We start from the raw sequence: 23656 nt of genomic DNA, 5'->3' as shown, positions 1-23656 counted from the left end.
TTGACCTGTCAGTGGGCTGTCGGTGGGTACTGGGTGCGCTTCCCGGGGTGCGCCACGGCTGTTGTGTGCCGCAGGTGCGAGGCCGCGCGGTCGACCTTTCCGCTTGCGGTGAGGACGAGTTGGGGGACCACGGTGATCCGGCTCGGCACCAGGTGCCCGGGGACCCGGGCGTTCAGGTAGGACCGGACCTCGGCGTCCAGGGCCTCGGCCGTCGAGGGGGCCCGTGGCACGACGTACGCGACCAGCGCGGACCTACCGGCCAGCGTGGTTCCCACCACGGCCGCCGCCTGCACGCCCGGGTGGCCGGAGAGATGGGCCTCGACCTCGGCCGGGTCGACCCGGATACCGCGCACCTTGATCTCGTGGTCGAGTCGGCCCTGATGGGTGAGCAGGCCGTCGGGTGAGCTGCTCACCCGGTCGCCGGTGCGGAACCGGCGCTCGCCGTCGACCACGGTGAACCTGGCTTCGGTGGCCTCGGGCAGCCCGAGGTAGCCGAGCGCGAGGGCGGGGCCGCCGATCAGCAACTCGCCCTGTTCGCTGATCTTCTGGACGACGTGCGGGAGGGCCCGTCCGATCGGCGCCCGGGTGCCGCTGTCCCAGGTCCAGCCGGGGGAGGGCGCCTCGGGTCCGTGCAGGTCGACCGCGTGGGTGATCAGGGTGGTCTCGGTGCAGCCGTAGGTGTTGAGCAGCCGGATCCGCCCGGTGTCCAGGCGGCTCCAGTCCGCCAGCCGGGCCGGGCTCGCCGCCTCGCCGCCGATCACCAGCAGGCGGACGCAGGCGGGCAGCGGCAGTTGGTCCTCGGTGAGGTAAAGCACCAGCTCGTGCCAGAAGGCGGTCGGCAGGTCGAGGACGGTGATCCGCTCCCGTTCGACCATCCGTAAGAAGCGGGGGAACGAGCCCGAGTGCGTCTCGGCGTCGAGGACGAGGGTGGCTCCTGCCGTGAGGGTCGGCAGGATCTCCTCGAAGCAGGTGTCCCAGTTCAGCGAGGCGAACTGGAGCACCCGGTCGTCGGGTGTCAGGCCGAACAGCTCTCGCAGCGAGTGGACGGTGGCGGAGATGGCCCGGCGAGGAGTGACGACGGGCTTCGGCAGGCCGGTGGAGCCCGAGGTGAAGAGGATGTAGGCCGGCGCCTCGGGGTCGACACTCAACTGAGCCGCCACCGATGGTTCTTGGTGCGGGCTGCGTGTGGCCGGGATGAGTTCGGCAGGCTGGCTCGGTTCCGTCGGCTCCGCCCCGAGATGGTCCGACTGCAGGTGTCGCAGCCCGAGTTGGTCCGCTGACGCGGGATCGGCGCCGAGGACGGTCCGGCAGTCGACCGCCGACAGCATCGCCTGCCGACGTTGCGGCGGGAATGCCGGATCGACGGGGCAGTAGACCCCGCCGGCCGCCAGTACGCCGAGCAGCCCGACAAGGGTTTCCGGCGTGTGCGTCGCCTGTACCGCAACCACGCCGGGATTGGTTCCCAGGTCTGCGGCAAGCTTGTTCGCCAGCTCGTGGAGTCGGCGATAACTCACGACGCGTCCATGGTGGATGAGCGCCGGATGGTCCGGGTTGCGAAAAGTAGTTTGCCTGAACGCGTCAAAAAGGTCGGAAGCGACCTCACTGGCGCTGAGATTGTTTGACATGCCCGCCCCAGGAATACTTCGCGAGCGCTCATTGGTGCTCGGCGATCCGGGACTCTACCTTCGAACATGTGTCGCCACAATGGTTGTTGAGGCTGTTTCTTCAAGGTCACGTGGTGGAGCTGTGAACAGGGCTGGCCTGGCAAGAAAGGCGGAAATGTGCCGATGCCCGGCTCCGGTCGGTGCGCACCCGGTTGCAAGGGGTGATCTCCGGTGGACCGTGTGCCCGTGGTGATGCGGCCAGAATTTCCGCAACGGCTTGACGTCACGTCAGAAATGGCCGATAACTGATGCGTTGGCGGTGCTCCGCCACTTCGGGCAGTTGAACTTCCTTTACCTTCAGGCTACTTCAGTGACCACGAGGTTCGGGGTCGGCGCGGTATGCGACGGCGGCCCGGCTGTCGAAGGTGCGGCACCCTGCGCGGAGGGCGCTGGAAATAGGACCTGGCAGATCGCAGTGCGGGGCGCTATGGTCAGCGGCGATGACTACTCACTCCGTTCACAGATCGGGGGTCCCGTCCGCGCAAGGTGAGTGCTGACGCTCACCTGGACCACGAATGGGGATTGCCGCCTTTCCCGCTGGCTGCGCGTGCGCGTGCGCGAGTTCGCCGTGGCGCCCACCGTGATCGAGACTGTGACCGCCCGCCGCCACGCCGGGGACTGGGCCGGGGCAGCGACCGGGGTGCCCGCGAGCGGGGCTGGCCGGCCCGGGGGAGTGGCTGCGGCGGGCACAGCCTCAGTCCACAGGAACGCCACGCCGTCCGCTTCCGGCCGGCGCGGGGCATCCCGCTGGTCGGCGGTGGTGGTACCGACCTGCGGGCCGGCTTCGTCCGAGCGCTCCGTTCGGGACAGCGACCTGACGTGATCGTGTGCTGACGGATGGTCAGACGCCGTGGCCGAGCAGTCGGCCGCCGTTTCGCACGGTGGTGGGCTTGTTCCCCCCGGGGCCGGTCGCGCACCTCCTGGGACGAGGACGATCCCCACCACGTACCGGACTCACCGCCCGACTGGGCCCGCGTGGTCGAGATCGGTTCGGGGTGAGCCGGTGGGCGTCAGCGCCCTCTCCAGGCAAGCGAGTTCGTCCAGCAGTCGGCGGCCCTGAGGTCCGAGGCCGCGTACCGCCTCCTCGGCGCGGCGCGGGTTGGCGGACAGTATGTACTCCGCACCGCCGGCCTGGACGGTCATCGCGGTCAGGTCGTGGGTGATCACGTCGTGCAGCTCCTCGGCCATCCTGGCGCGTACGGCCGCTCGGACCAGTTCGGTGCGGGCCGTCGCAGCCCGGTCCGCAAGCGAGGCCAGGTCGGCGCGGCGGGCCCGCGACCACAGCCCCGAGGCCCAGCAGAGCAGGAAGGGGAGGGAGTACGTCGCGGCGATGAGCACCAACTGCCCGGCCGAGAAGGAGCCGAGACTGCCGTCGGCGACTCCCCACGCCACGAGGACCGGTCCGGCCGCCAGTGCGCCGGCCAGGGCGGCCAACGAGAGCGGGGGAGTGCCGAAGCAGGCGCCCCAGCGGGCCAGCAGGAGGCAGCCGACCAGCAGGGGCCCGGGCCCGACACCCGCCCACCGGCCCAGCAGGAACAGGCCCAGCGCCCCGGTCCCGTCGGCGGCGACGGGACGGCGGAGCAACCACGCGTGGAGTCGGTTCACGCCGCCAGCGTAGGAGGCCCGGGGCTGACCACGAGTCAGCCGCTGAGGTGATCCGCCGTCCTCCTACCGGGGGACGCGCCGCTCGATGCTCAGGTGAGTGCGAACGCGTCGTAGCGGACGGCGTCGGCGGTGCGGGCAGCCGAGGCGACGGCGAGGGTGTGGTTCAGCCAGCGGTAGCGGTCGTCGCCCGTCTCGAAGCGGCAGAAGAGCCGGAAGTAGTACTCGCCCGGGTCCACCTCCTGGCCGGCGGCCAGCCTCCGGAGCACCTCGGGCGGCCCGTGGCGGACGCCGTTGGTGGTGAGGTGGAGGAGTGCGCCGTCGTGGGTGCGCAGGGTGGAGCGGGTGTCGAGGTCGGCGGAGCCGTCGGGGTGCAGCACCTGCCAGTCCGCTCCGCCGGGGAGGACCACCCCGGCCAGCCGGGGGCCGTCGAAGGTCCCGCCGACGATGTTGACGACCCGGCGACGGCCCAGGTGCGAGTCGCCGAGATCGAGCACCGGGGCGACGTGCACCTCGAACGCGGCCAGGTGCGCCAGCTTCACCGCACGCTCCACGTGGGGCGTTCGTTGAGCAGGACCGGGTCGAAGCCCGCGGTGCGCTTGTACGCGGCGGCGATCTCGGTGCGCTCGGCGAGCGGGACGACGTGCTCGATGTCCTCGAAGCCGTCGGGGGCGCGTTCGTGGGCGAGCCGCATCACCACCTCCGGGCCCTGCTGCCGGTTGGCGAGCTGGAGCGCGGTGGTGGCGGGCCGCCGGAGCTCCTCGTACGCGGCCGTCCCGCCGGTGGTGGCGAGCGAGTGGGCGAGCACCCGGGCGTCGATGATCGCCTGGGAGGCGCCGTTGGAGCCGACGGGGTACATGGCGTGGGCGGCGTCGCCGAGCAGGACGACGTCGTCCCGCCTCCAGCTCGGGAGGGGATCGCGGTCCACCATCGGGTACTCGTACGCGGCTTCGGCGGCCGTGATGAGAGCCGGTACGTCCAGCCAGTCGAACGTCCAGTCGGCGAAGTGCCCGGCGATGGCGGCCGGATCGGCGGGACGGTTCCAGTTGCCGCGCTCCGGGGGTTCGCCGTGCAGCGGCTGCTCGGCGATCCAGTTGACGAGGTGTCCGTCACCGATCGGGTAGGCGACGAACTTCTGGGTGCCGTCGCCCGCCATGATCATCGAACGGCCGGTCAGGAACGGCGTTCCGTAGGTCGTTCCCCGCCAGAGGACGAGGCCGTTCCACGGGGGTGCCCCTTCGTCCGGGTAGAGCGCGGACCTGACGGCCGAGTGGATCCCGTCGGCACCGACCAGCAGGTCGGAGTCGTGCCGCAGCGAGGTGATCCGGCTCCCGGTCCGGACGGCGTGGCCGCCGAGGCGCTCGCGCACGGCGTCCAGCAGGAGCAGCTGGAGCCGGCCCCGGTGCACCGAGTACTGCGGCCAGCGGTAGCCGGCGGCGAGCCCGCGCGGTTCGGCCCAGACGGCCTGGCCGTAGCGGTTGAAGTAGGCCAGTTCGGCGGTGGGGACGGCGATAGCGGCCAGCCGGTCGGCGAGGTCGAGTTCGGTCAACTCCCGTACGGCGTGCGGGAGCAGGTTGATCCCGACGCCGAGCGGGCGGATCTCCGGAGCCGCCTCGTGCACGACGACGTCCTCGAATCCGGCCGCATGCAGGCTGAGGGCGGTGGCGAGTCCGCCGATGCCCGCGCCTGCGATGGTGATCCGCACAGCATCCTCCCGAGATGATTGTTATGGCCGTAACAATCTCGTACGGGGACGCCATGCGCAAGACTCTGTCCTGTGGACCGACCAGATCTCAGATACGCCGACTACGCCCGCGACCGCTTGGCGAGCATGCCGCCACCGGCCGACCCGGAGGCGTTCACGCTCGCCCACCACCTGCTGCACCTGTCGTACCTGGTCGTCGCCGACCTGGAGAGCCGCATCCACCGGCCACGTGGCTGGACGCTCCCCGGCTTCCGGCTGATGTTCAAGCTCTGGCTGCTCGGGCCGACCCAGCCCGCCCGCCTCGCCGAACTCTCGGCGATGTCCCGCTCGGCCGTCACCAACGCCGTGAACACGCTGGAGCGCGACGGCCTGGTCGAACGCCGTCCGCTGCCCGAGGACCGCAGGGCGATCGCCGTGGCGCTGACGGCGCAGGGTGAGGACGCCGTCCGGGAGGCCTTCGGTGAACAGACCCGGCGCGAACAGGAGTGGTTCGCCGTCCTCGACCCGGAGGAGCGGGCCACCCTCACGGGACTGCTGACCCGCATCCTGGCCGCGCGTCCATAGGGGGCGATAGCGCACCGGTCGCCTCCTGGCAAGGCCCGTGGCAGAACGTCCGATTATCGATCGTACCGGGAACATCAGCTGACTGTCCGTCAGTTGCCGGTGTGCGGGCTACCGCCCGTGTTATCCGTGATCGATCAGGAGACGACCGTGCGCATACTTTTCACCGGGCCGGCTGCGCCCAGCCACCTCTTCCCGATGGTGCCGACCGCGCAGGCGCTGCGGGCGGCGGGTCACGAGGTGCTGTTCGCCAGTCCGCAGCCCGTGGACCAGCTCCGGCAGGCGGGATTCCCGATCGTCGAGATCGGTGACGGTCGGTCGCTCAAGGAGTCGTTCATGGCCACCAGCGGTGAGCAACCGCGGTACGCCAGGCCGGACTTGGGTCAGGACGAGATCTTCGAGCTGGCCGCCGCCGCGTTCGCACACGCCTCCCGCTCCACTGTGGACGGCCTGCTGGCCACCGCAGGCGAGTGGGGTGCCGACCTCCTGATCCACGACTCCTGCCTGGCGTCGGCCCAGTTGGTCGCGGCCAAGCTCAAGATCCCGGCGGCGTTGCAGAACTTCGGCTTCAGCTCGGGCCTCGACCTGGCCGCCCGGCTGGCCGCTCACTTCACCGACGTCTACGAGGCACACGGTGTGGCCGCCCCGGCGGAGACCACCCCGCTTAACGTCGTTCCGGTCTCGCTCGGCGGTGACCCGGGCGGCCTGCGGATGCGTTACATCCCGTACAACGGCGGCGGGGTGGTGCCCGGTGACCTGCTGCGCCGGGTCGGTCGGCCACGCGTCGCCGTCACCCTGGGCACCGTCGTCACCACGGTGGACGGCGTACAGGCCATCACCCGCCTGATCGAGGCCGCCGCGTCGGTGGACGCCGAGTTCCTGCTCGCGGTCGGCGACGCCGACCTCACCCACCTGGGTACCCTTCCGGCCAACGTCCGCCCGCTGCCGTGGGTCCCGCTGGCGGAGTTGCTGCGGGTCTCCGACGCGGTGGTCCACCACGGCGGCTCCGGCAGCGCGTTGACCGGTGTGCAGGCGGGGATTCCCCAACTGCTGCTTCCCCAGGGCGCCGACAACTTCCTCGCCGCCGACTTCCTCACCGCCACCGGTGCCGCCCTGCGCTCCCGCTCCGACGACGTCGACACCGCGCTGCTCACGCGCCTCGTCGACGACCAGGAGCTCCGCGAGGCCGCCGTCCGCCTCCGGGCGGAGAACGACGCCCTCCCCACCCCGGCCGCCCTGGTTCCCGACATCGAGGCCCTCGCGGCCGCGCCGCGCTGAGCGGCACGGTACGTCCACCGGAGCCGCAGGTCGTCCGATCTGCGGCTCCGGTGACAGCGGGTCAGCTCAGTGGGCGGCAGAGCAGGGCGTCGGGCACCCCGCCGTGGGTCCACTTCCAGGTGAAGGCGACGCCGGCGACGTACTCGCGGTCGGTGCACTGGCCCTTGTAGTAGCCGGGGGCCCAGTCGCTGCCGGTCGAGCCGCCGTTGGCCGGACGGTTGTCGCCGTGGTCGAACCAGACGTTGCGGCCGGAGGCGGGGAGCGGGGCGTTCGCCCGAGCGCAGAGCAGGGACGCCATCGCGGCGCCGCGAACGCTGTAGCCGACCGCGAGTTGGTCGTCCGGACACTGGAGCTTGTTGTACCCGGGAGCCCAGTCGCCGCCCGTCACGTAGCGCTCGTCGGTGACCCGAAGGTAGGGGGTGTCGGTGGGCGCGGGTTGGGCGGAGTCGGTGCACAGGCCCCGGCCGTCGCTGCGGCCGAGGCCGGTGAGGCGTTGGCCGTCGGGGCAGGCCGCCTTGCGCGCGCCGCCGTCCCAGTCGGGCAGGGCGAGCATCCGGGCCGAGACGACGTAGTCGGTGTGGTCGAGGTTGAGCATGCTCCAGTGCTCGACCTGGGCCACCGGGCCGGTGCGGCCGGGAGCGGTGATCAGTCTGCGCCAGTCCGTGATCCGCCAGTCGCCGGCGTCCTCGATGCTGAGCCGGGTGCCGTCGGGGGCGTACGAGAGCAGGGCCCAACTGTCCAGCGGTGCACCGTCCTTGGTCCAGCCGACGAGGGGCCAGACGGCGAAGTCGGTGTCGTTGGCCACCAGGATGTCGGTGAAGTTGCGGAGCCAGGCCTGCTCCTTGGCGTCGTTCGAACCGCGGCCGCCGGCGCCGAACTCGCTGATCCAGACGGGGGCGGTGAAGTGCTGCCCGGACTGGGTGACGAACAGGGCCTCCTGATCGACCACCTGGGCGAGTTCGGCCGGGGTGAAGTCCTGGTAGCGCGGGTCGTCGGTGGAGCCGAGTCCGCTGCCCGCGCCGCTGTTGGCCGGGCCCGTGTAGGCGTAGAAGTGCGCCGCGTACACCAACTTCCCTGACGCGATCAGGGTGTTGGAGAGGGTCCGGACGGGAGTGAGCATCGGGCGGCCGTGCGGGAGCCCGTTGAGCGGGATGCCGTACCAGTTGATCCCCTCCATGACGATGAGGAGGTCCGGAGCGGCCTGCAAGATGCGGTTCCCGGCGGCCTCGAAGGCCGCGTTGGTGTCATGGGAGTCACCCCTGCCCCAGTTGGGGTCGTCCATGACGTCCCGGCGGATCTCGTTGCGCAGGTCGGCGCCGACCACCCGCTTGTTCTGCCGGTAGCGCTCGGCCACGAACACCCAGTCGGCGATCCACTGCTCGGTGGACTGCCCGCTGTTCCAGCGTTCGTTGCCGTCCAGCCCGCAGCACCAACGGGCGGTGGTGGTGTGGTTGTTGAGGATCACCGCGAAGCCGTCCGCGGTGAGCGCGGCCACCACCGCGTCGAACACCTGGAGCCCGGTGGCTCCACGCAGCTGCGGGTTGGCCGCGACGGCGGTGTCCGGGACCGGGGTGGGGTCGTGGAGCAGGGCGTTGGAGAACGGGAGCCGGATGCTGTTGATGCCGAGCCCGTGGAAGTCGGCCAGGATCTTTGCCATCGGGACCCGGTCAAGCCCGAGCGGCATGTTGTGGGCGGGCTCGCCGTGCATGTGGTTCGCGGGGTCGCCGATGTCCCCACTGCCGAGCCAGGTGCCCTGGGCACCTTCCCAGTTGCCGGACTTGAGCTTGAACCGGTTGCCGTCGGCGTCGACGATCCAGCGGCCCCGGGTGCTGAGCGGACCGGTCCAGGACGCGGCGAGCTGCGCGCCGGTCTGCAGGGTCGCCGCTGCCGGGGCGGCGGACGCTGCGCCCAATCCGGCGGGCAGCCCCGACAGCAGGGCCGCCACGCACAGGGCCCGGGTGAGGGCTCTTCTGAGCGTGCCTGACCTGGCGTTTCTCACGTTCTCTCCCTTGAGGGTGGGTTGCGAGGCAGAGCAAATGCGTGAATGTACGCGTTCAGTGACCCACTCTCAGCCCTCGGGCTGCCGCTGACTACCCCTCGGTAACCACAACCTCCGTGACGATGACGGGCAGTCAGAGCCGGCGCGGTGGTCTCGCCGGCCGCCCGAAGGTCTGGACCGGCGGACACGACGAGGCCCCCCTGCCTCGGTCAGGGGGGACTCGTCGGGCCGACTACACGTCGGTCAACTCGCCAAGTCCCAGCGTGCGCAGGGTGTGGTTCGCCATCTGCAGGTGGCCGACGGCGTTGGGGTGGGCGGGGTCGTCGAGCCAGGGGATCGGGTCCGCGCCGTCGGTGAACCGGGCCAGCCAATGGGCTTCGTGGTCCACCAGCAGCGCGCCCGTGTCGTGGGCGATGTCCCGGACGGCCTGGCAGTAGGCGGGCAGTTCGGGGCGGGCCACGCGGCCGCTCACGCTGGTCAGCACGGGCGTGTGGAGCACGATCTGCGCGCCGTCGGTCCGGGCGATGATTGCCCGCAGATCGGTGTGGAACGTGTCGAGGCCCGCCAGGCCGGCCCGGGCGTCGTTGGTGCCCAGCGAGATCGACAGCACGTCCGGGGAGAACCGGCCGATCAGATGATCGTAAGCGCCGAGCACGTCGCCGGCACACCACGCGGAGACGCCGGAGTTGACGACGGTGTCGGTCAGCCGGTCGAGCTGGCAACGGATCCGTTCGTGGACGTGTTCGACCCAGCCCCGTGCCCCGTAGGTGTGCTGAACGGCCTGGGTGATGCTGTCCCCAGCCGCCACCCAGGTCATCGGTGCCGTCTGCAGCATCGGTGCCGTCGACAGCTCGATCACGTGACCATCCCCGCGCTCGCTCGCCCTCGTGCGTACCGTCCGCACGCACGGACCCTATTCGATCATGACGACTCGACGGATCCGCCCCGGCTCCCGCGCTGCCGAGCGGTGGAGCGCACCTGACCCAGCGCCAGCACGCTCAGTCCGAACATCAGGACGCCCAGCGGGACGTGCAGCGACGGTATGTGCGCCACGCCCAGCACCACCTGAACCGAGGCGAGGACGAGGAAGCCGGACGAGTACAGGATCGGGCGGGGCGAGCCGCCGCCCGGCCGCCAGGCCAGGATCGCCGCGAGGACGTACAGCATCGACGCGGCGTACATCACCCGGGCTCCGGCGCTGTGCAGCACCTCGCCCTGGTGCGTGGTCAGTAGGAGCCCGGCCGTGGTGGCCTGGACGAGGATGGTCAGGGTCTGCAGCGCTATCGCGACCTGAAGGAAGCTGAGCCTGGCCGGTGCTGCCGTCGCCCGGGTGGTGGCCATGATGCGGTCCTCTGTTCTGCCTCGCGGCGGTGGGTCAGTAGTGTCTCGGTATCCCGACGACGTGGGCCCGCGAAATGTGAGGCGAAGAGCCGAGGAGCAGTCGTGGCCGTGAGCAAGCCGACCGAGCCGGACCTGAGCGTGATCACCGGCGAGCGGCGCCATCTGATCAATCTCGCCTACCGGTTGCTCGGATCGCTGGTCGAGGCCGAGGACGCCGTGCAGGAGACCTACGCCCGCTGGTACGCGATGACGCCGCAGCAGCAGGAAGCCATCGCGTCACCCGGCGCCTGGCTGACGACGGTGGCGAGCCGGATCTGCCTGGACCTGCTCGGCTCGGCGCGGGCCCGGCGCGAGCGCTACGTCGGCCAGTGGCTCCCCGAACCACTGCCCGACCGTACGGAGTGGCTCGGCGGGCGGGTCGGCGGCGGCCCCGAGTCGGCCGACCCCGCCGACCAGGTCACCCTGGACGAGTCGGTGAACATGGCCTTCCTCGTCGTCCTGGAGTCGATGACGCCGGCCGAACGCGTGGCCTTCGTCCTGCACGACGTCTTCCGGTACCCCTTCGGCGAGGTCGCCGGGATCGTCGGCCGGACGCCCGCCGCCTGCCGCCAGCTGGCGTCCTCGGCCCGGCGCCGGGTCGGTGCCGCGAAGGCACCGGTGGGTCCGGCGGCCGGACAGGCCGGTCTGGTGCGGAACTTCAAGGAGGCGTGGGAGGCCAGGGACATCAAGGCCCTGGTCGACCTCCTCGACCCCGACGCCACGATGACCGCCGACGGCGGCGGACTGGTCGGCGCCGTCCTCCGCCCGGTCGAGGGCAGCGAGCGCATCGCCCAGTACCTGATCTTCATCGCCGACAAGGCCCCCGGTCTGACACTCCTGGAGCGGACGGTCAACGGCCTGCCCGGCCTGGTCGCCCAGCACACCGGCAGCACCGTGACGGTGGCGGCGTTCGAGCTCACCGGGGACCGGATCACCCGCATCTGGGCGGTCCGCAACCCGGAGAAGCTCGGCGCGTGGGCCCCGGCGTGACGGCGCCCGTGTCACGGAAGCCTCGTGCCTGACGGAGCGTCACCCGGGCGGCCGAAGGTGGCGGGGCCGAACGGCGCCGTCGGCAGGGAGCGCCGGATCAGCGGGGCTAGCTTCATGGACGAACGTGGGTGCCGAACCGTGCAGCCCGCGACCGTCCCGATGGAGACCCATGCGGATCCCCGCCGCCCTGGCCGCTGCCCTCGCGGTCGCTCTCGTCCCCGTCACCGCCCAGGCCGGCCCGTCCCCGCAGGCCGCCCCGCCGTACTCCGGCGACCTGGCGGTGACGGTTGCCGCGCCCGACCCGGCCGCCCCGCCCGGGGCCACCGTGCCGTTCACGGTGGTGGTCTGCAACCACGGCACCGAGACCCCGCAGGCCCCGGCCACCCTGGTGGTCAACGGGCCGCCGGCCGAAGGCATGGAGCTCTCGCCCGAGTACGGCGAGGCCACCGACGGTGGCTGGAACTGGATCCGCGTCCCGGTCGCCGAAGGGCTCCAGCCGCACCAGTGCAGCTACCTCAAGCTGCGCTCACGGACCATCAGCGGCCTGGCCGGCCCGAAGAGCTACCCCGGCGGCACCGCCGAGGTCAGCTGGGACGGCGAGCAGAAACCGGCGGACAACCTCGCCACCTGGACCTCGGAGATCTCCGTGCCGGTCACCGGTGCCCACCTCTCCCTGGCCCGGCCGCCGCTGCCTGCCGCACCCGGGAACCCGGCCGACTTCGAGGTCGAGGAGCGTAACCTAGGCCCGTCCACCGACTACCCGTGGCGCGGTCGGCTGATTGCGCAACTGCCGCCCGGCTCCTCGTTCCTGAGCTCCGCGCCGGAGGGCATTCCGTGCGACTACTCCGCTGACCGCACCACCGCGACCTGCCCCGACACGGTCGGCAACACCTGGTCCTGGCTCAACCGCGGCTTTGCCGTCCGGGTCAGTCCCACCGCCCGGCACGGCAGCACGGTCACGGCCACCCTGACCTACGAGGCCCCGGCCGATCCCGCGCCGCACGCCTTCGTCCTGAAGGTGGACATCCCGGTCCTGTGACTCCCCGGAGCCCGCCCGCCGACAACTCCCCGGCGGGCGGGCGCCCGCGCGCTCAGCGGACGCCGGTGGTGCGGGCCCGAGCCACGGCCGGCCGGGTGAGGAGCGTGACGGCGAGGGAGACCACCGCGACGGCGGTGACCGAGGCCCCCGGGGTGAGGTACTGGGCGGTGCCCCCGGCGATCGCGGCGCCCAGACCCTGCCAGGTCATCCGCCCGGCCGACTCGACGCCCTGCACCTGCCCGCGGACCGGCCCCGGAGTGCGTTCGAGCAGCTGCTCCTGCAAGGGAAGCGTGGCTGCGAAGCCGACACTCGCGAGGAACACCGCGACCGTCACCACCCCCGTCGGCGGGTGCAGCACGAACAGCAGGTACGGCGCCGCGAGCAGCAGCCGCAGCGCGAAGGCCCAGCGCCGCCGGCGGTCGGCGTCGAGCAGCCGCCCGACGGTCAGGTCGCCGACCAGCATTCCGGCCGATCCGGCGGCCAGCAGCGCACCGGCGTGGTCCGGCGCGTAGGAGAGGAACAGCGCCTCGCAGCCGACGATCAGGCCGTTGGGAACCCACAGGTTCACCAGCAGCGCCCGCTGCCCGGGGTCGGCGCAGAGCGCGGCGTTGGTGGTCCAGGTCTGCCGCAGCCCCGGACGGCGGGTCAGCCGGATCGAGTGCTCCCGGACGGTCGCCGCCACCACGGCCAGCCCGGCCGCAGTCAGGACCGCTGCCAGCACGAAGACCTGCTGGGGGCCCAGGTACCGCAGCAGGACGGCCCCGAGGGCGAAGCCGAGCACGGCCGTACCACCCGAAGTGATGTTCATCAGCGACCGGGCCATCGCGTAGGCGGAGGCCGGGACCACCTCGGTGAGCAACCCCATCCGGGTTCCCGTCCCCAAGGACTGGAAGAGCCCCAGCACCAGCAGCAGACCGAACCGGGCGGCCAGCGGCAACCCGGGTACCGCCTGGGCGGCGACCCCCAGCAGCGCGAGGCACTGGAGCACGACGAGGGTGCGGCGAGGACGACGCCCGTCCGCGACCGACATCAGCGTCAGCGCCCCGAGTACCGCGGCGAAGGTGGCCCCGTACATGCTGACGGCCGTCAGGAACGGGGAGCTGGTCTGCCGGCTGACCAGCGTGCCGAGGGCGAAGCCCGACAGGGTGTTCGCGGCGGTCGTCAGGGCGAAACCGGTGTACAGACCTGTGAATTCGGTGATGCTGAGCAGGTCGCGGTAGCCGGTGACGGCCCGCACCACGGGCGCAGAGGTGAGAGTGGGCATGAAAAAAGCCTCCGGGCGCCCGAATTGGGAACGCCGAAGGCCAACACCCTCATTCTAGCATCCCGTTGGCCCGGGAAGCGGACGGCCTCCACCCCGTCACCGGCCCGTACGCTGTCGCTACGCTGATCAGCGGTGCTGCGCCGACGAGAGGAAACTGCGATGGGATTCAAGCGCTTGCTGGCCGGGCTGGGTGCCGGAGGCGCCTCGGTCGAGACCGTCCTCGCGGACCCGAACGTGCTGCCCGGCGGCACGCTGCGGGGCGAGGTCAGGATCCAGGGCGGCAAGGTCGACCAGACGATCGAGGGGCTGACGCTCAGTCTCCAGGCCCGGGTCGAGGTGGAGGGCGACGAGAGCGAGCACCACCAGGACATCCGCTTCCAGCAGCACCGTCTCGGTGGTGAGTTCGAGCTACGGGAGGGCGCGCTGCACGCGGTGCCGTTCGCCTTCCAGGTGCCGTTCGAGACCCCGGTGACGACGGTGGGCGGCCAGCCGCTGCGCGGCATGGTGCTCGGGGTGCACACCGAGCTCGCGATCGACCGGGCGGTGGACGCGGGTGACCTCGACCCGATCGCGGTCCACCCGCTCCCCGTCCAGCAGTCCATCCTGGACGCCTTCGGACGGCTCGGGTTCCGCTTCAAGGCCGCGGACCTGGAGCGCGGTCAGATCCGCAACACCCGCCAGCGGCTGCCGTTCTACCAGGAGATCGAGTTCTTCGCGGCGCCGCAGTACCCCGGGCTGAGCCAGGTCGAGCTGTCGTTCGTCGCGGACGAGCACGCCGTGGACGTGGTGCTGGAGATGGACAAGCGCGGCGGCCTGTTCACCGAAGGCTCCGACACCTTCCGCTCGTTCACCGTGGCGCACTCCGAGGCGGCGGCCACGGACTGGGCGGACTACCTGCACCAGTGGTTGCACTCGGTGGGCGGCCGACGCGGCTGGATCTGAGCCGGCGTCGTACGCAGCGGCCCGGCCGGTACAGCGGGGGTGCTACGGCCGTTCGTCGTGCCGGCCGCTGAGCCAGGCCAGGGCCGCGAAGGCTCCGAGGGCGAAGTCGGAGTGGTCCGCGGCCGTCGGTGCGCGGCGCAGCTGGGCGGCCGCGGCCTGGCACTCGGCCAGCAGCTGGGCCCGGCAGGGGCCGTGGGCTCCGACCGCCGCCACCCGGGTGATGGGGGCGGGCACCGGCGCTCCTGCCGCCCACCAGTAGGCGACCATCAGGCCGCGCTGATAGGCGCTCCTCGGCCGAGGCCGTTTCCCCGCCTCGGCAATGGCGCTGAAGACCTCTTGCGCGGAGCGCACCCCGACGCTCTGAACCATCGCTTCGTCGACACTCATGCCGCCGACGCTACGGCCCGTCCTGCCTTCGCGCATCGCGTCGTGGGACGGCCGGGTGCCGCCCTGCCGCTTCGACCGGCCACTTTCGCGGACAACGGCCGTCGGCCCGGATAGCCCCTCCGGGTGACCGGACCCGCCACCGGCCGCGCGGAGCCGTCGGGTCAGGTCTGCCGGGAGGACTTGAGGTGGGCGAAGACCACGACGTTGTCCGTGTAGTCCTTGCGCTGCCGGTCGTACGCGCCGCCGCAGGTGATCAGCCTCAGCTGGGCCGTGTCGGTGTCCGCGTACACCTCGTGGTCCGGGAAACGGTCCTTGGGGAAGGTCTGGACCGAGTCGACCGAGAAGGTGGCGACGATGCCGTCCTCGCGGGTGATGTCGACCGTGTTCCCTGGCGTCAGCAGGTGGAGCATCAGGAAGACCGCGGGGCCGGTGGTGGTGTCCACGTGGCCTGCGACGACCGCGCTGCCGCGCTCGCCGGGGGAGGCGCCGTCCCGGTACCAGCCGACGAGGTTGCGGTCCTCCTTGGCCGGGGCCTCCAGGGCGCCGGCCGGGTTGAGTCCCAGCTCGACGAAGGGAGCCTCGACGAAGAGCTGGGGGATGCCGAGCTTGACCGGACGGGACCGGGGCAGCGCGGGCGCGACGGGCGCGGCGCGGGAGGACGTCCGGGCCGTGGGAGCGGAAACGGCCGGGGCGGCGGCGGCCACCTGCGGGGAGGTCACCGGACTGGTGTCCACGGACTGGTACATCACCATGAGGCCCAGGGCGGCCGCTGCCATCGCCCACCAGAAGGGCCTGAGACTGCCCGGGTGGGCGGCCGGGGGAGGGACGGTCGCGGGTGCACCGTTCGGCACGGTCTGACGGCCCATCGGGCCGGCTCCTCTCTCGGGGCGGAAGGGGGCGGAACGCGTCCGGGCGGCGGGGGCCGCTGCGCCCGGACGTCGCGTCGTGGCCGCCGCCCGGAGGCGACGACCACGATGCGGGGCTGCGGCCGGTCAGGCCACGCCGCCCCCGGTGTTGCGACGCCGCAGGGTGTACGCCCCGACGGCCAGGCCGCCGGCCAGCAGCGCGGCGCCCGAGGCCAGGCCCCCGCCGGAGACGGCGAGGCCGCCGCCACCGGTGTGGACGCCGCCGTGCGGCTTCTGGCCGTGCTGCCAGGAGGACTCGGGCGCGGCGTCCGCCTTGTCCTTCACGGCCTCGTCCTTCGCCGCCTCGTCCTTCACGGCCTGCTCCTTGGCCGGCTCGTGGTCCGCCTTCTTCTCGGCGGGCGGCTGATCCGGCGCCTTCTTCTCCTCGGGGGCGGCCGGGGCCACCGGGGCGGCCGGAGCCACCTTCTTCTCCTCGGGCGCGGCCGGGGCGGCCGGGGCGTCCTGCCACAGCTGCTGGTCGTCCACGGTGCGGGGCTGCTGCTGGGTGGTCTGGCCGCTGGGGGCACCGGGGACGGTCTCGGCCTGGGCAGTGGGAGCGCCGAGGACGAGGACGGCGGCGGTGGCCGCTCCGGCGAGCAAAGCGAGTTCGGAACGCATGGGGACTGCTTCCTTCCGGCGCCGCCGAAGGACTGCCGACACCTCATCGGCTGGTGAAGTCATCGGTGCGCCTCACTCACCGTCAGTTGGCCGGTCGCGGAACGCCACTGGTGGGCTCATCCGGGTGAGGACGCAAGTCCGTTCGGGGGGTGGGCTCAGCCGTTGGGAGGGGTGGCACACCCCGGTTGAGCGCTCGGCCGTGCAGGGCCGGAACTTCCGTGCGACAGATGGAACATGCTGTCGCACCGTCAGATCATGAGCCGTAGGAAGCTACTGTCCGTAGCTGGAATGACCCTCCTGGCCGCCGGGGCCTGCGGCGCGCCACCGGGCGGCTCCGGGGACACGGGTCCCGCGTCCCCCGCCGCCCTTCCACCCACCGCCGCGCCTTCGCCGGACGGGACCCCGGCCGCGGTGACCGCCGCGGCTCCGGTGACGGCTCCCGAGCCCAGCCCCGCCAAGCCCGTGCCGAGGGCGGTCGGCAATCCCGTCTACGAACTCCCGGCCACCGACAAGCTGGTGGCCCTGACCCTCGACGACGGCCCCGATCCCACCCACACGCCCGTGGTGCTGGGCCTGCTGCGGAAGTACGGGATCCGGGCCACCTTCTTCCTAATCGGCGAGAACGCCGCCGAGCACCCGGACCTGGTCCGGGAGATCGCCCGGGAGGGCCACCACCTCGCCAACCACACCTGGACCCACCCGGACCTGCGCCACCTGTCGGCGGCCCAGGTCCGGGACGAGTTGGAGCGCACCTCCGACGTGCTCCAGACCGCCGCCGGGAAACCCCTCACCTGGTTCCGGGCTCCCGGCGGGGACTGGTCACCCGTCGCCCTGAAGACCTGCTCCGAGCTGGGCATGCGCCCGATGGGCTGGTCCGTGGACCCCCGGGACTGGGCCCGCCCCGGGACCTCCCTCATCACCGAGCGCGTGCTGAAGGCCGTCCAGCCGGGATCGATCGTGCTGAACCACGACGGCGGCGGCGACCGCTCGCAGACCATCGCGGCCCTGCAGACCTACCTCCCGGTGCTGATCGACGACGGCTACCGGTTCACGGCTCCCCGGTGACGCGGGATCAGACCCGGTCGGCCGCGATGAGCAGGTACTGGAAGGAGCCGTCCTTGTACGAGTTGATGAATGCCTCCTCGATACCGGTGACGACGGACGTGGTGGCGCGGAGCTCCCGGTAGGGCAGGGTGTCGGGAGCCAGGTCGATGACGGTCTGCGGGACCAGGCGGTTGTCGGCCATGGCGAGGAGGTACTCGCGTCGGGAGTGGATGTTGCACTCGAAGTGGGCGTTGATCTGCGAGACCCACTGGGACGGCTGGCCGTAGACCGGGTTCCAGCAGCCGGTGATTGTCACGTAGCGGCCGCCGAGGCGCAGGACCCGGGAGTGCTCGGCGAAGAGGTCCTCGGGGTCCACGTACATGCTGGACTCGTTGTTCCAGGAGGCGGCGGCCTGGCCGGTCTCGAACGGCATGTTGAGCATGTTGGCGACGCGGGAGCGGACGGCGTGGTCGATGCCGAGGTCCCGGGCGCGCTGGTTGCCGAAGTCGGCCTGCTTGGCGGAGAGCGTGACGCCCTCGACGGTGCAGTTGAAGCGCTGGTGGGCCATCACCATCGAGCCGTCGCGGCCGCAGCGGGCCTCATGGTCCCAGTAGCGGGCGCTGTGGCCCAGTGACGCCGGGCGCGGCCGACGGCTCAGGGCAGCCGCTGCTCGGCCCAGATGACCTTGCCGCCGCCGGTGTACCTGGTGCCCCAGCGCTCGGCGAACTGGGCGACCAGGAAGAGCCCGCGTCCGCCCTCGTCGGTGCTGGCCGCGTAGCGCAGGTGGGGCGAGGTGCTGCTCCGGTCGGAGACCTCGCAGATGAGCGTGCGGTCGTGGATCAGCCGGACCTGGATCGGCGGGAGGCCGTAGCGGATCGCGTTGGTGATCAGCTCACTGAGTATCAGCTCGGTGGTGAACTCCAGGTCCTCCAGCCCCCAGTCGCCGAGCTTCGCGGTCACCTTGCCCCGGATGTCCCGGACGGCGGCCGGGTCGGGCGGTACGTCCCAGACCGCGACCCGCTCGGCCGGCAGGGCACGGGTCCTGGCCACCAGCAGTGCGATGTCGTCGGTCGGGTTGGCCGGCAGCAGCGCGTCCAGCACGTCGTCGCAGACCTGCTCCGGGCTGCGGTCGGCGCGGCTGAGCGAGGTGCGCAGCCGGTCCAGACCGAGGTCGATGTCCCGGTCGCGGTGCTCGATCAGGCCGTCGGTGTAGAGCACCAGGCTGCTGCCCTCCGGCAGTTCCAGCTCGGCCGTCTCGAACGGCAGGGTGACCAGGCCGAGCGGCGGCCCGGCCGCGAGGTCGACGATCTCCACCGTCCCGTCCGGCTGGACGACGGCGGGCGGCAGGTGGCCGGCCCGGGCCATTGAGCAGCGCCGGGAGACCGGGTCGTAGATCGCGTACAGGCAGGTCGCCCCGGTGATCGGCGCCTTGCCGTCGGCGGTGGCCTGCTCCTGGTCGATCCGGTTGACCAACTCGTCCAGGTGGCCGAGCAGTTCGTCGGGCGGTAGGTCGAGGGAGGAGAAGTTGTGCACGGCGGTGCGCAGCCGGCCCATGGTGGCGGCGGCGTGCAGACCGTGCCCGACCACGTCGCCGACCACCAGGGCCACCCGGGCGCCGGGCAGCGGGATGACGTCGAACCAGTCGCCACCGACGCCTGCGTGCGCGGGGAGGTAGCGGTAGGCCACGTCGAGGGCGTTCTGCCCGGGCAGGCTGCCCGGCAGCAGGCTGCGCTGCAGGGTGACGGCCATGGTGTGCTCGCGGGTGTAGCGGCGGGCGTTGTCGATGGAGACCGCCGCCCGGGCGACCAGCTCCTCGGCGAGCGAGCGGTCCTCCTCGTCGAAGGAGTTCCGCTCCCCGCTGCGCCAGAAGGCGGCGATGCCGAGGATCACGCCCCGCGCTCGCAGCGGCACCGCGAGCAGCCCGTGCACGCCCTGCTCCCGCACCTGGCGGACGCGTTCGGCGTCGTACTCCTGCCAGGCGTCGAGGGTGACGTTCAGGTCGTGCTCGACCTCGGCCTGTCCGTTCGCCAGGCTGCGGGCCCGTGGCGTGCCCGGCACCACCGGGACACTGGTGCCGACCGGGTAGAACGGACCGCCGGCATTGCTGCCGCTCAGCCCGGCCCGGCGCATCGGGGCTCCGGGCTCGGGTTCGTCACCGTGCAGGACGGCCTCGGCGAGGTCGACGGTGACGTAGTCGGCGAAGCCGGGGACGGCCGCCTCCGCCAGCTGCTGGGCGGTGCGGGAGACGTCCAGCGTGGTGCCGACGGCCAGGCCCGCGTCGTAGAGCAGCTTGAGCCGGCGCCGAGCCAGGTCGGCCTTGCCGGAGAGTGCCCGCAGTTCGGTCGAGTCGCGCAGGGTCACCACCAGGCCTGGCGGGCCGCCGTCGCGGTCGGTGGGGCGGACGTTGACGGCCAGCAGCTGGGACCCGGCGGCCACCACCTCGTCGCTGGCGGGCTGTCCGGAGAGCAGCAGCGCGGCCACCGGGCGGTCCAGGCCGAGCTCGCCGACGTGCCGTCCCTCGGCGTCGGGCGGAAGCGCGAGCAGGCGGCTGGCCTCGTCGTTGGTGAGCAGCAGCCGGCCGTCCCCGCCGATGATCAGCACGCCCTCGCGGACCGCGTGCAGCACCGCGTCGTGGTGCTCGTACATCCGGGTCATCTCGCCCGGGTCGAGGCCGTGCGTCTGCCGGCGCAGCCGGCGGCTGACCAGCGCGGCGCCGGCCAGCGCCAGCGCCAGGGCCGCCGCCGCACTGCCGAGCAGGATCGGCAGGTGCTTCGCCGCGCTGTCGCTGACCCGGCTGGTCCTGATGCCGGCCGAGACCATGCCGACCACCCGGCCGCCGCTGTCGGTGATCGGCACCACGGCCTGCACCAGGTGACCGATCGTGCCGTTGACCTCCTCGGTGATCGAATCACCGGCGAGCGCCGGGGCGGTGGTGCCGACGAACTTCTTGCCGATCCGGTCCGGCATGGGGTGGGTGTAGCGGATCGCGTCGGTGTTGAGCACCACGACGAAGTCGACGCCCGACTTGATCCGGGCGGCCTCGGCGCGGGGCTGGAGCACCGCGGTCGGGTCGGGTGAGCGCAGCGCCTCGACCATGCCGGGCGAGGCGGCGAAGGTCTCCGCCACCGCCAGCGAGCGGTTACGGGCCTCGGTCGCGGTGTCCTGGCGGGCCTGGAGCACCATCTGGGTCCCGGCGGCCACCACGAGCAGCAGCACGATCAGGACCTGGAGGACGAAGACCTGGCCCGCGACGCTGCGGGACCTGAGGGCCGCCCGCAGGCCGCCGCGCTGGTTCTGCCCGCGCCGCGCCGCCGGACCGGTTCGCTGGCGTCCGCCGTGCGGGCGCCGACCGGGGGACTCTGGTTCCGACGGGGCCCGGGGTCGACCGGTGTTGCGGGCCATACGCCATGTCTACCCCGGCCGGTCCCCCAAGGCCAAGAGGTCGGGCGTTTCCGCCCCGTCCGGCGGAGCCTCAGGAGTCGCGCCAGTGGCGACGGCCGACGCTGATCAGGCGCAGCTGACGGCGCGCCACCAGGCTGATCCGCAGCTCCAGGTCGGGTCGGTCGTCGGGGACCTCCAGGAAGGCCGTCGCGGTCGACACCAGGTGCTCGACGTACAGCTCGGCGAGCATCAGCAGGTCCTCCGGACTCCACCCCGCCGAGGCCGGCTGGGTCGCCAGCGCTCCGGCGACCTCGTCGGCGAAGCGGGCCAGCTCCCGGGCGATCGCCTCGCGCACCGGCCGTACGCCGCCGTGCCGCTCGCGGGCGAGGAACCGGACGTGTGCGCGGTGCTCTCGGACGTGGCGGGCGACCACGTCCATGGCCCGGTCGATCAGCTCCTCGGCGTCGTCGGGCCCGGCCAGCACGGCGAGCACCATCTCGTGCAGGCTGGCGAGGGACTCCTCGACCAGCGTCACGCCCAGGTCGGCGGTGTCGCGGAAGTGCCGGTAGAACCCCGCCGGGGACATCCCGGCCTCGCGGGTGACCTCCCGGACTCCGAGGCTGCTGAGGTTCTGCGCCTCGAGGAGGTGCAGTCCGGCGTCGAGGAGGGTGCGCCGGGTCTGCTGCTTCTGGGCCTGTCTGGGGCCTGCGGTGTGACTCACATCATTCAGTAAACAACTGTTTGCTGACATTGGCCAGCGTAGAGTGGAGAAATCGGCGAACAGTTGTCATCCCAAGTGTTCGCCCAATGGTCCTGTCCGATCCGACCGAGAGGCCCGCAGATGTCCCTCCTCGCCGTACTCGTCGCGCTGGCAGTGCTGGGCGGCGCGGCCGTCCACTCCTCCGGTCCGGTCTTCTTGGCCGCCAGCTGCGGCATCGTCGCCTGGCTGGCCGTCTTCGCCGTCCGCGAGCAGCTCGCCCGCGCCCGGCGGCACTGAGACCGCCACCATTTGCCGGGCGGTCCGACCCCCGAGAGGAGTCACCACCATGAACAGCACCATCCCCCGTACCCGGAGCGACGCGGACGGCATGGCCGTCGCCTCGTTCGTCCTGGGCCTGATCGGCCTGCTCTTCTTCAACCTGGTGTTCGGCCCGTGCGCCCTGGCCCTGGGCGGTCTGGCGCTGGCCCGTGGCACCCGCCGCAGGGGCCGCGCGCTGCTCGGCCTGACCCTCGGCGCCGCCGACCTGATCGTGCTGGCCGCCACCCTCGGCGCCGGACACGGCACCCTCTGGAACCTCGGCGGCTGACCACGGCCGAAGCGCTCCGCCGTCCGGGCGGTAGCTGCGCCGTGCCGCGCCCGGTCGCGCCGACCGGCGGGCCGGGAGTGGCGATACTGGGTGCCCGCTCTCCCGTCGGGGGCCCGGCCGAAAGGCTCGAGTGTGAGCACACCAACCCCTGCCGTGCCCGGCTCCCGGGGCGACCCTTCGCCGGCGGAGGACGAGCCCGGGCGGGCGAACCGCTGGCGGGCGCTGACGGTCTGTCTGGTCGCGGGGTTCATGACCCTGCTCGACATCAGCATCGTCAACGTCGCGCTGCCCTCCATCCGCACCGGCCTGCACATGTCCGAGAGCGGGATGCAGTGGGCGCTGTCCGGCTACGCGCTGGCGTTCGGGCTGGTGCTCGTCCCGGGTGGGCGGCTCGGGGACGCGTACAGCAGGCGCGCAGTCTTCATGACCGGCCTCGCCCTCTTCACGGTGGCCAGCGCGGCGGCCGGCGCCGCCCGGAGCGAGAGCTGGCTGGTGGTCGCCCGGCTGGTGCAGGGGCTGGCGGGCGGCCTACTGGTGCCGCAGGTGTCCGGCTTCATCCAGCAGCTCTTCCGAGGCGGCGAACGGGGCCGGGCGTTCGGTCGGCTGGGGTCCACGATCGGATTCTCCACCGCCGTGGGGCCGCTGCTGGGCGGGCTGCTGATCGAGGTGTTCGGCGAGCGGAACGGCTGGCGCTGGGTCTTCTACGTGAACCTGCCGGTCGGCGCGGTGGCGCTGGTGATGGCGTACCGGCTGCTGCCGGGCCCCACCGCGCGGGCGCCGGGCCGGCCGCGGTTCGACCCGGTCGGCGTGCTGCTGCTGGGCTCCGGGACGCTCTGCCTGCTGCTCCCGTTCATGCAGCAGCGGTGGCACGGCCGCACCAAGTGGCTGCTGCTCGCGGCCGCGCTGCTCCTGCTGGCCGCCTTCGCGCTCTGGGAGCGCCACTACGGCCGCAGCGGCGAGCCGCTGGTCCGGATGAGCCTGTTCGAGTCCCGCCCGTATGCGCTGGGCGTGCTGCTCGCGCTGCTGTACTTCGCCGGGTTCACCGCGATCTTCTTCATCTTCAGCCTCTACCTCCAGGGCGGGCAGCGGTACAGCGCGCTGCTGGCCGGGCTGTCGATCACACCCTTCGCGCTGGGCTCGGCCGGCTCGGCCCTGGTCGGCGGCCGGTGGGTGCAGCGGTACGGGCGGCGGCTGGTGACGGCGGGTCTGCTCCTGGTGGTGGCCGGGCTTGCTGGTGCCGCGCTCGCCGTCCACCTGTGGGCCGGACGCCACGTCGGCTGGGCCACCGCCGCGCCGCTGCTGGTGGCGGGGATCGGCAGCGGCCTGGTGGTCGCGCCGAACCAGACGCTGACGCTGGGCGAGGTGCCGGTGGTCCGGGCCGGGAGCGCGGCGGGCGTCCTGCAGACCGCCCAGCGGATCGGATCGGCGGTCGGCATCGCGGCGGTCGGCTCGGTCTTCTTCGCCGGGGTGGCGGCCCGGCCCGGGGACTGGTCCGGAGCCTTCCAACGCGGCCTGGGCGTGGCGCTCGGCTTCGTCGTGCTGGCTCTGCTGAGCCACCTCTGGGGCGGGCGCAGCAGGGCCTGACACCCG

Annotated in this window: 22 protein-coding genes and 2 pseudogenes; 10 read left to right on the top strand and 14 right to left on the bottom strand. The window is 72.3% G+C overall.

The window, feature by feature from the left end; genetic code table 11:
* Window positions 1-8 precede the first annotated feature (8 nt).
* Window positions 9-1625, bottom strand: coding sequence for an amino acid adenylation domain-containing protein (locus tag ACKUU6_RS02795; RefSeq protein ID WP_407986794.1), 1617 nt, complete (start codon window positions 1623-1625; stop codon window positions 9-11).
* A 771-nt stretch (window positions 1626-2396) separates the two neighbouring features.
* Between ACKUU6_RS02795 and ACKUU6_RS02790 the strand changes: the two are divergent.
* Window positions 2397-2663 (top strand): annotated as a pseudogene (locus tag ACKUU6_RS02790) (hypothetical protein); the annotation flags it as partial.
* On the opposite strand, the gene ACKUU6_RS02785 reads toward ACKUU6_RS02790, so the two are convergent.
* The 3 genes from ACKUU6_RS02785 to ACKUU6_RS02775 all read right to left on the bottom strand — a co-directional run bounded on the left by ACKUU6_RS02785 (window position 2619) and on the right by ACKUU6_RS02775 (window position 4971).
* Complete coding sequence (locus ACKUU6_RS02785) at window positions 2619-3269, bottom strand: histidine kinase (protein WP_407986793.1); 651 nt, start codon at window positions 3267-3269, stop codon at window positions 2619-2621. The pseudogene ACKUU6_RS02790 and the gene ACKUU6_RS02785 overlap by 45 nt on opposite strands.
* Before the next feature lie 89 nt (window positions 3270-3358).
* Complete coding sequence (locus tag ACKUU6_RS02780; RefSeq protein WP_407986792.1) at window positions 3359-3808, bottom strand: DUF3237 domain-containing protein; 450 nt, start codon at window positions 3806-3808, stop codon at window positions 3359-3361.
* Window positions 3805-4971: a flavin-dependent oxidoreductase gene (locus ACKUU6_RS02775; protein ID WP_407986791.1), complete on the bottom strand. Its 1167-nt coding sequence runs from the start codon at window positions 4969-4971 to the stop codon at window positions 3805-3807. The genes ACKUU6_RS02780 and ACKUU6_RS02775 overlap by 4 nt, the downstream gene beginning before the upstream one ends.
* A 72-nt stretch (window positions 4972-5043) precedes the next feature.
* Between ACKUU6_RS02775 and ACKUU6_RS02770 the strand changes: the two genes are divergently transcribed.
* Window positions 5044-5535, top strand: a complete 492-nt coding sequence (locus ACKUU6_RS02770) for a MarR family winged helix-turn-helix transcriptional regulator (protein WP_407986790.1) — start codon at window positions 5044-5046, stop codon at window positions 5533-5535.
* 147 nt (window positions 5536-5682) lie between these two features.
* On the top strand, window positions 5683-6810 hold the full coding sequence (locus ACKUU6_RS02765; protein ID WP_407986789.1) for a nucleotide disphospho-sugar-binding domain-containing protein: 1128 nt from the start codon (window positions 5683-5685) through the stop codon (window positions 6808-6810).
* A gap of 61 nt (window positions 6811-6871) precedes the next feature.
* Here the strand turns inward: ACKUU6_RS02765 and ACKUU6_RS02760 are convergent, their stop codons facing one another.
* The 3 genes from ACKUU6_RS02760 to ACKUU6_RS02750 all read right to left on the bottom strand — a co-directional run bounded on the left by ACKUU6_RS02760 (window position 6872) and on the right by ACKUU6_RS02750 (window position 10150).
* Window positions 6872-8809 (bottom strand): glycoside hydrolase family 5 protein, encoded by a 1938-nt coding sequence (locus tag ACKUU6_RS02760; protein WP_407986788.1) that lies wholly within the window; start codon window positions 8807-8809, stop codon window positions 6872-6874.
* A gap of 232 nt (window positions 8810-9041) precedes the next feature.
* Window positions 9042-9668, bottom strand: coding sequence for an SGNH/GDSL hydrolase family protein (locus ACKUU6_RS02755; protein ID WP_407986787.1), 627 nt, complete (start codon window positions 9666-9668; stop codon window positions 9042-9044).
* A 62-nt stretch (window positions 9669-9730) separates the two neighbouring features.
* Window positions 9731-10150 carry a hypothetical protein gene (locus tag ACKUU6_RS02750; protein ID WP_407986786.1) on the bottom strand — a complete coding sequence of 140 codons (420 nt, stop codon included), beginning with the start codon at window positions 10148-10150 and terminating at the stop codon, window positions 9731-9733.
* Between the two features lie 108 nt (window positions 10151-10258).
* Here ACKUU6_RS02750 and sigJ point away from each other — a divergent pair, with 108 nt between their 5' ends.
* On the top strand, window positions 10259-11179 hold the full coding sequence (sigJ, locus tag ACKUU6_RS02745) for an RNA polymerase sigma factor SigJ (protein WP_407986785.1): 921 nt from the start codon (window positions 10259-10261) through the stop codon (window positions 11177-11179).
* Window positions 11180-11348: 169 nt separating this feature from the next.
* Window positions 11349-12218 carry a hypothetical protein gene (locus ACKUU6_RS02740; RefSeq protein ID WP_407986784.1) on the top strand — a complete coding sequence of 290 codons (870 nt, stop codon included), beginning with the start codon at window positions 11349-11351 and terminating at the stop codon, window positions 12216-12218.
* A 52-nt stretch (window positions 12219-12270) separates the two neighbouring features.
* Here the strand turns inward: ACKUU6_RS02740 and ACKUU6_RS02735 are convergent, their stop codons facing one another.
* Entirely contained in the window at window positions 12271-13482 is a 1212-nt protein-coding gene (locus ACKUU6_RS02735; protein ID WP_407986783.1) for an MFS transporter, read from the bottom strand.
* A gap of 159 nt (window positions 13483-13641) precedes the next feature.
* Between ACKUU6_RS02735 and ACKUU6_RS02730 the strand changes: the two genes are divergently transcribed.
* Window positions 13642-14424 carry a sporulation protein gene (locus tag ACKUU6_RS02730; RefSeq protein ID WP_407986782.1) on the top strand — a complete coding sequence of 261 codons (783 nt, stop codon included), beginning with the start codon at window positions 13642-13644 and terminating at the stop codon, window positions 14422-14424.
* Between the two features lie 42 nt (window positions 14425-14466).
* Here the strand turns inward: ACKUU6_RS02730 and ACKUU6_RS02725 are convergent, their stop codons facing one another.
* The 3 genes from ACKUU6_RS02725 to ACKUU6_RS02715 form a co-directional block, all read right to left on the bottom strand.
* The gene (locus ACKUU6_RS02725; RefSeq protein ID WP_407986781.1) at window positions 14467-14811 is read right to left on the bottom strand and encodes a hypothetical protein; all 345 of its coding nucleotides are present in this window, start codon (window positions 14809-14811) and stop codon (window positions 14467-14469) included.
* Between the two features lie 161 nt (window positions 14812-14972).
* Window positions 14973-15677, bottom strand: coding sequence for a class F sortase (locus ACKUU6_RS02720; protein ID WP_407986780.1), 705 nt, complete (start codon window positions 15675-15677; stop codon window positions 14973-14975).
* A 126-nt stretch (window positions 15678-15803) separates the two neighbouring features.
* A complete protein-coding gene (locus ACKUU6_RS02715) occupies window positions 15804-16334 on the bottom strand; it encodes a hypothetical protein (protein WP_407986779.1) in 531 nt (176 codons plus the stop codon).
* Window positions 16335-16745: 411 nt separating this feature from the next.
* Here ACKUU6_RS02715 and ACKUU6_RS02710 point away from each other — a divergent pair, with 411 nt between their 5' ends.
* A complete protein-coding gene (locus tag ACKUU6_RS02710; protein WP_407986778.1) occupies window positions 16746-17399 on the top strand; it encodes a polysaccharide deacetylase family protein in 654 nt (217 codons plus the stop codon).
* 7 nt (window positions 17400-17406) lie between these two features.
* Here ACKUU6_RS02710 and ACKUU6_RS02705 read toward each other — a convergent pair.
* The 3 genes and pseudogenes from ACKUU6_RS02705 to ACKUU6_RS02695 all read right to left on the bottom strand — a co-directional run.
* Window positions 17407-17979, bottom strand: a pseudogene (locus ACKUU6_RS02705) (SAM-dependent methyltransferase); the annotation flags it as partial.
* Between the two features lie 53 nt (window positions 17980-18032).
* A complete protein-coding gene (locus ACKUU6_RS02700; RefSeq protein WP_407986777.1) occupies window positions 18033-20780 on the bottom strand; it encodes a SpoIIE family protein phosphatase in 2748 nt (915 codons plus the stop codon).
* A gap of 70 nt (window positions 20781-20850) precedes the next feature.
* Window positions 20851-21480, bottom strand: coding sequence for a TetR family transcriptional regulator (locus ACKUU6_RS02695; RefSeq protein WP_407986775.1), 630 nt, complete (start codon window positions 21478-21480; stop codon window positions 20851-20853).
* A 120-nt stretch (window positions 21481-21600) separates the two neighbouring features.
* Between ACKUU6_RS02695 and ACKUU6_RS02690 the strand changes: the two genes are divergently transcribed.
* The 3 genes from ACKUU6_RS02690 to ACKUU6_RS02680 all read left to right on the top strand — a co-directional run bounded on the left by ACKUU6_RS02690 (window position 21601) and on the right by ACKUU6_RS02680 (window position 23650).
* Entirely contained in the window at window positions 21601-21756 is a 156-nt protein-coding gene (locus ACKUU6_RS02690; protein ID WP_407986774.1) for a hypothetical protein, read from the top strand.
* 49 nt (window positions 21757-21805) lie between these two features.
* Window positions 21806-22066: a DUF4190 domain-containing protein gene (locus tag ACKUU6_RS02685; protein ID WP_407986773.1), complete on the top strand. Its 261-nt coding sequence runs from the start codon at window positions 21806-21808 to the stop codon at window positions 22064-22066.
* A gap of 132 nt (window positions 22067-22198) precedes the next feature.
* Window positions 22199-23650: an MFS transporter gene (locus ACKUU6_RS02680; RefSeq protein ID WP_407986772.1), complete on the top strand. Its 1452-nt coding sequence runs from the start codon at window positions 22199-22201 to the stop codon at window positions 23648-23650.
* Window positions 23651-23656 lie beyond the last annotated feature (6 nt).

It is taken from the genome of Kitasatospora sp. CMC57 (assembly GCF_045866025.2).
Classification (GTDB): domain Bacteria; phylum Actinomycetota; class Actinomycetes; order Streptomycetales; family Streptomycetaceae; genus Kitasatospora.
This window is presented reverse-complemented; position numbering and strand designations above follow the sequence as displayed.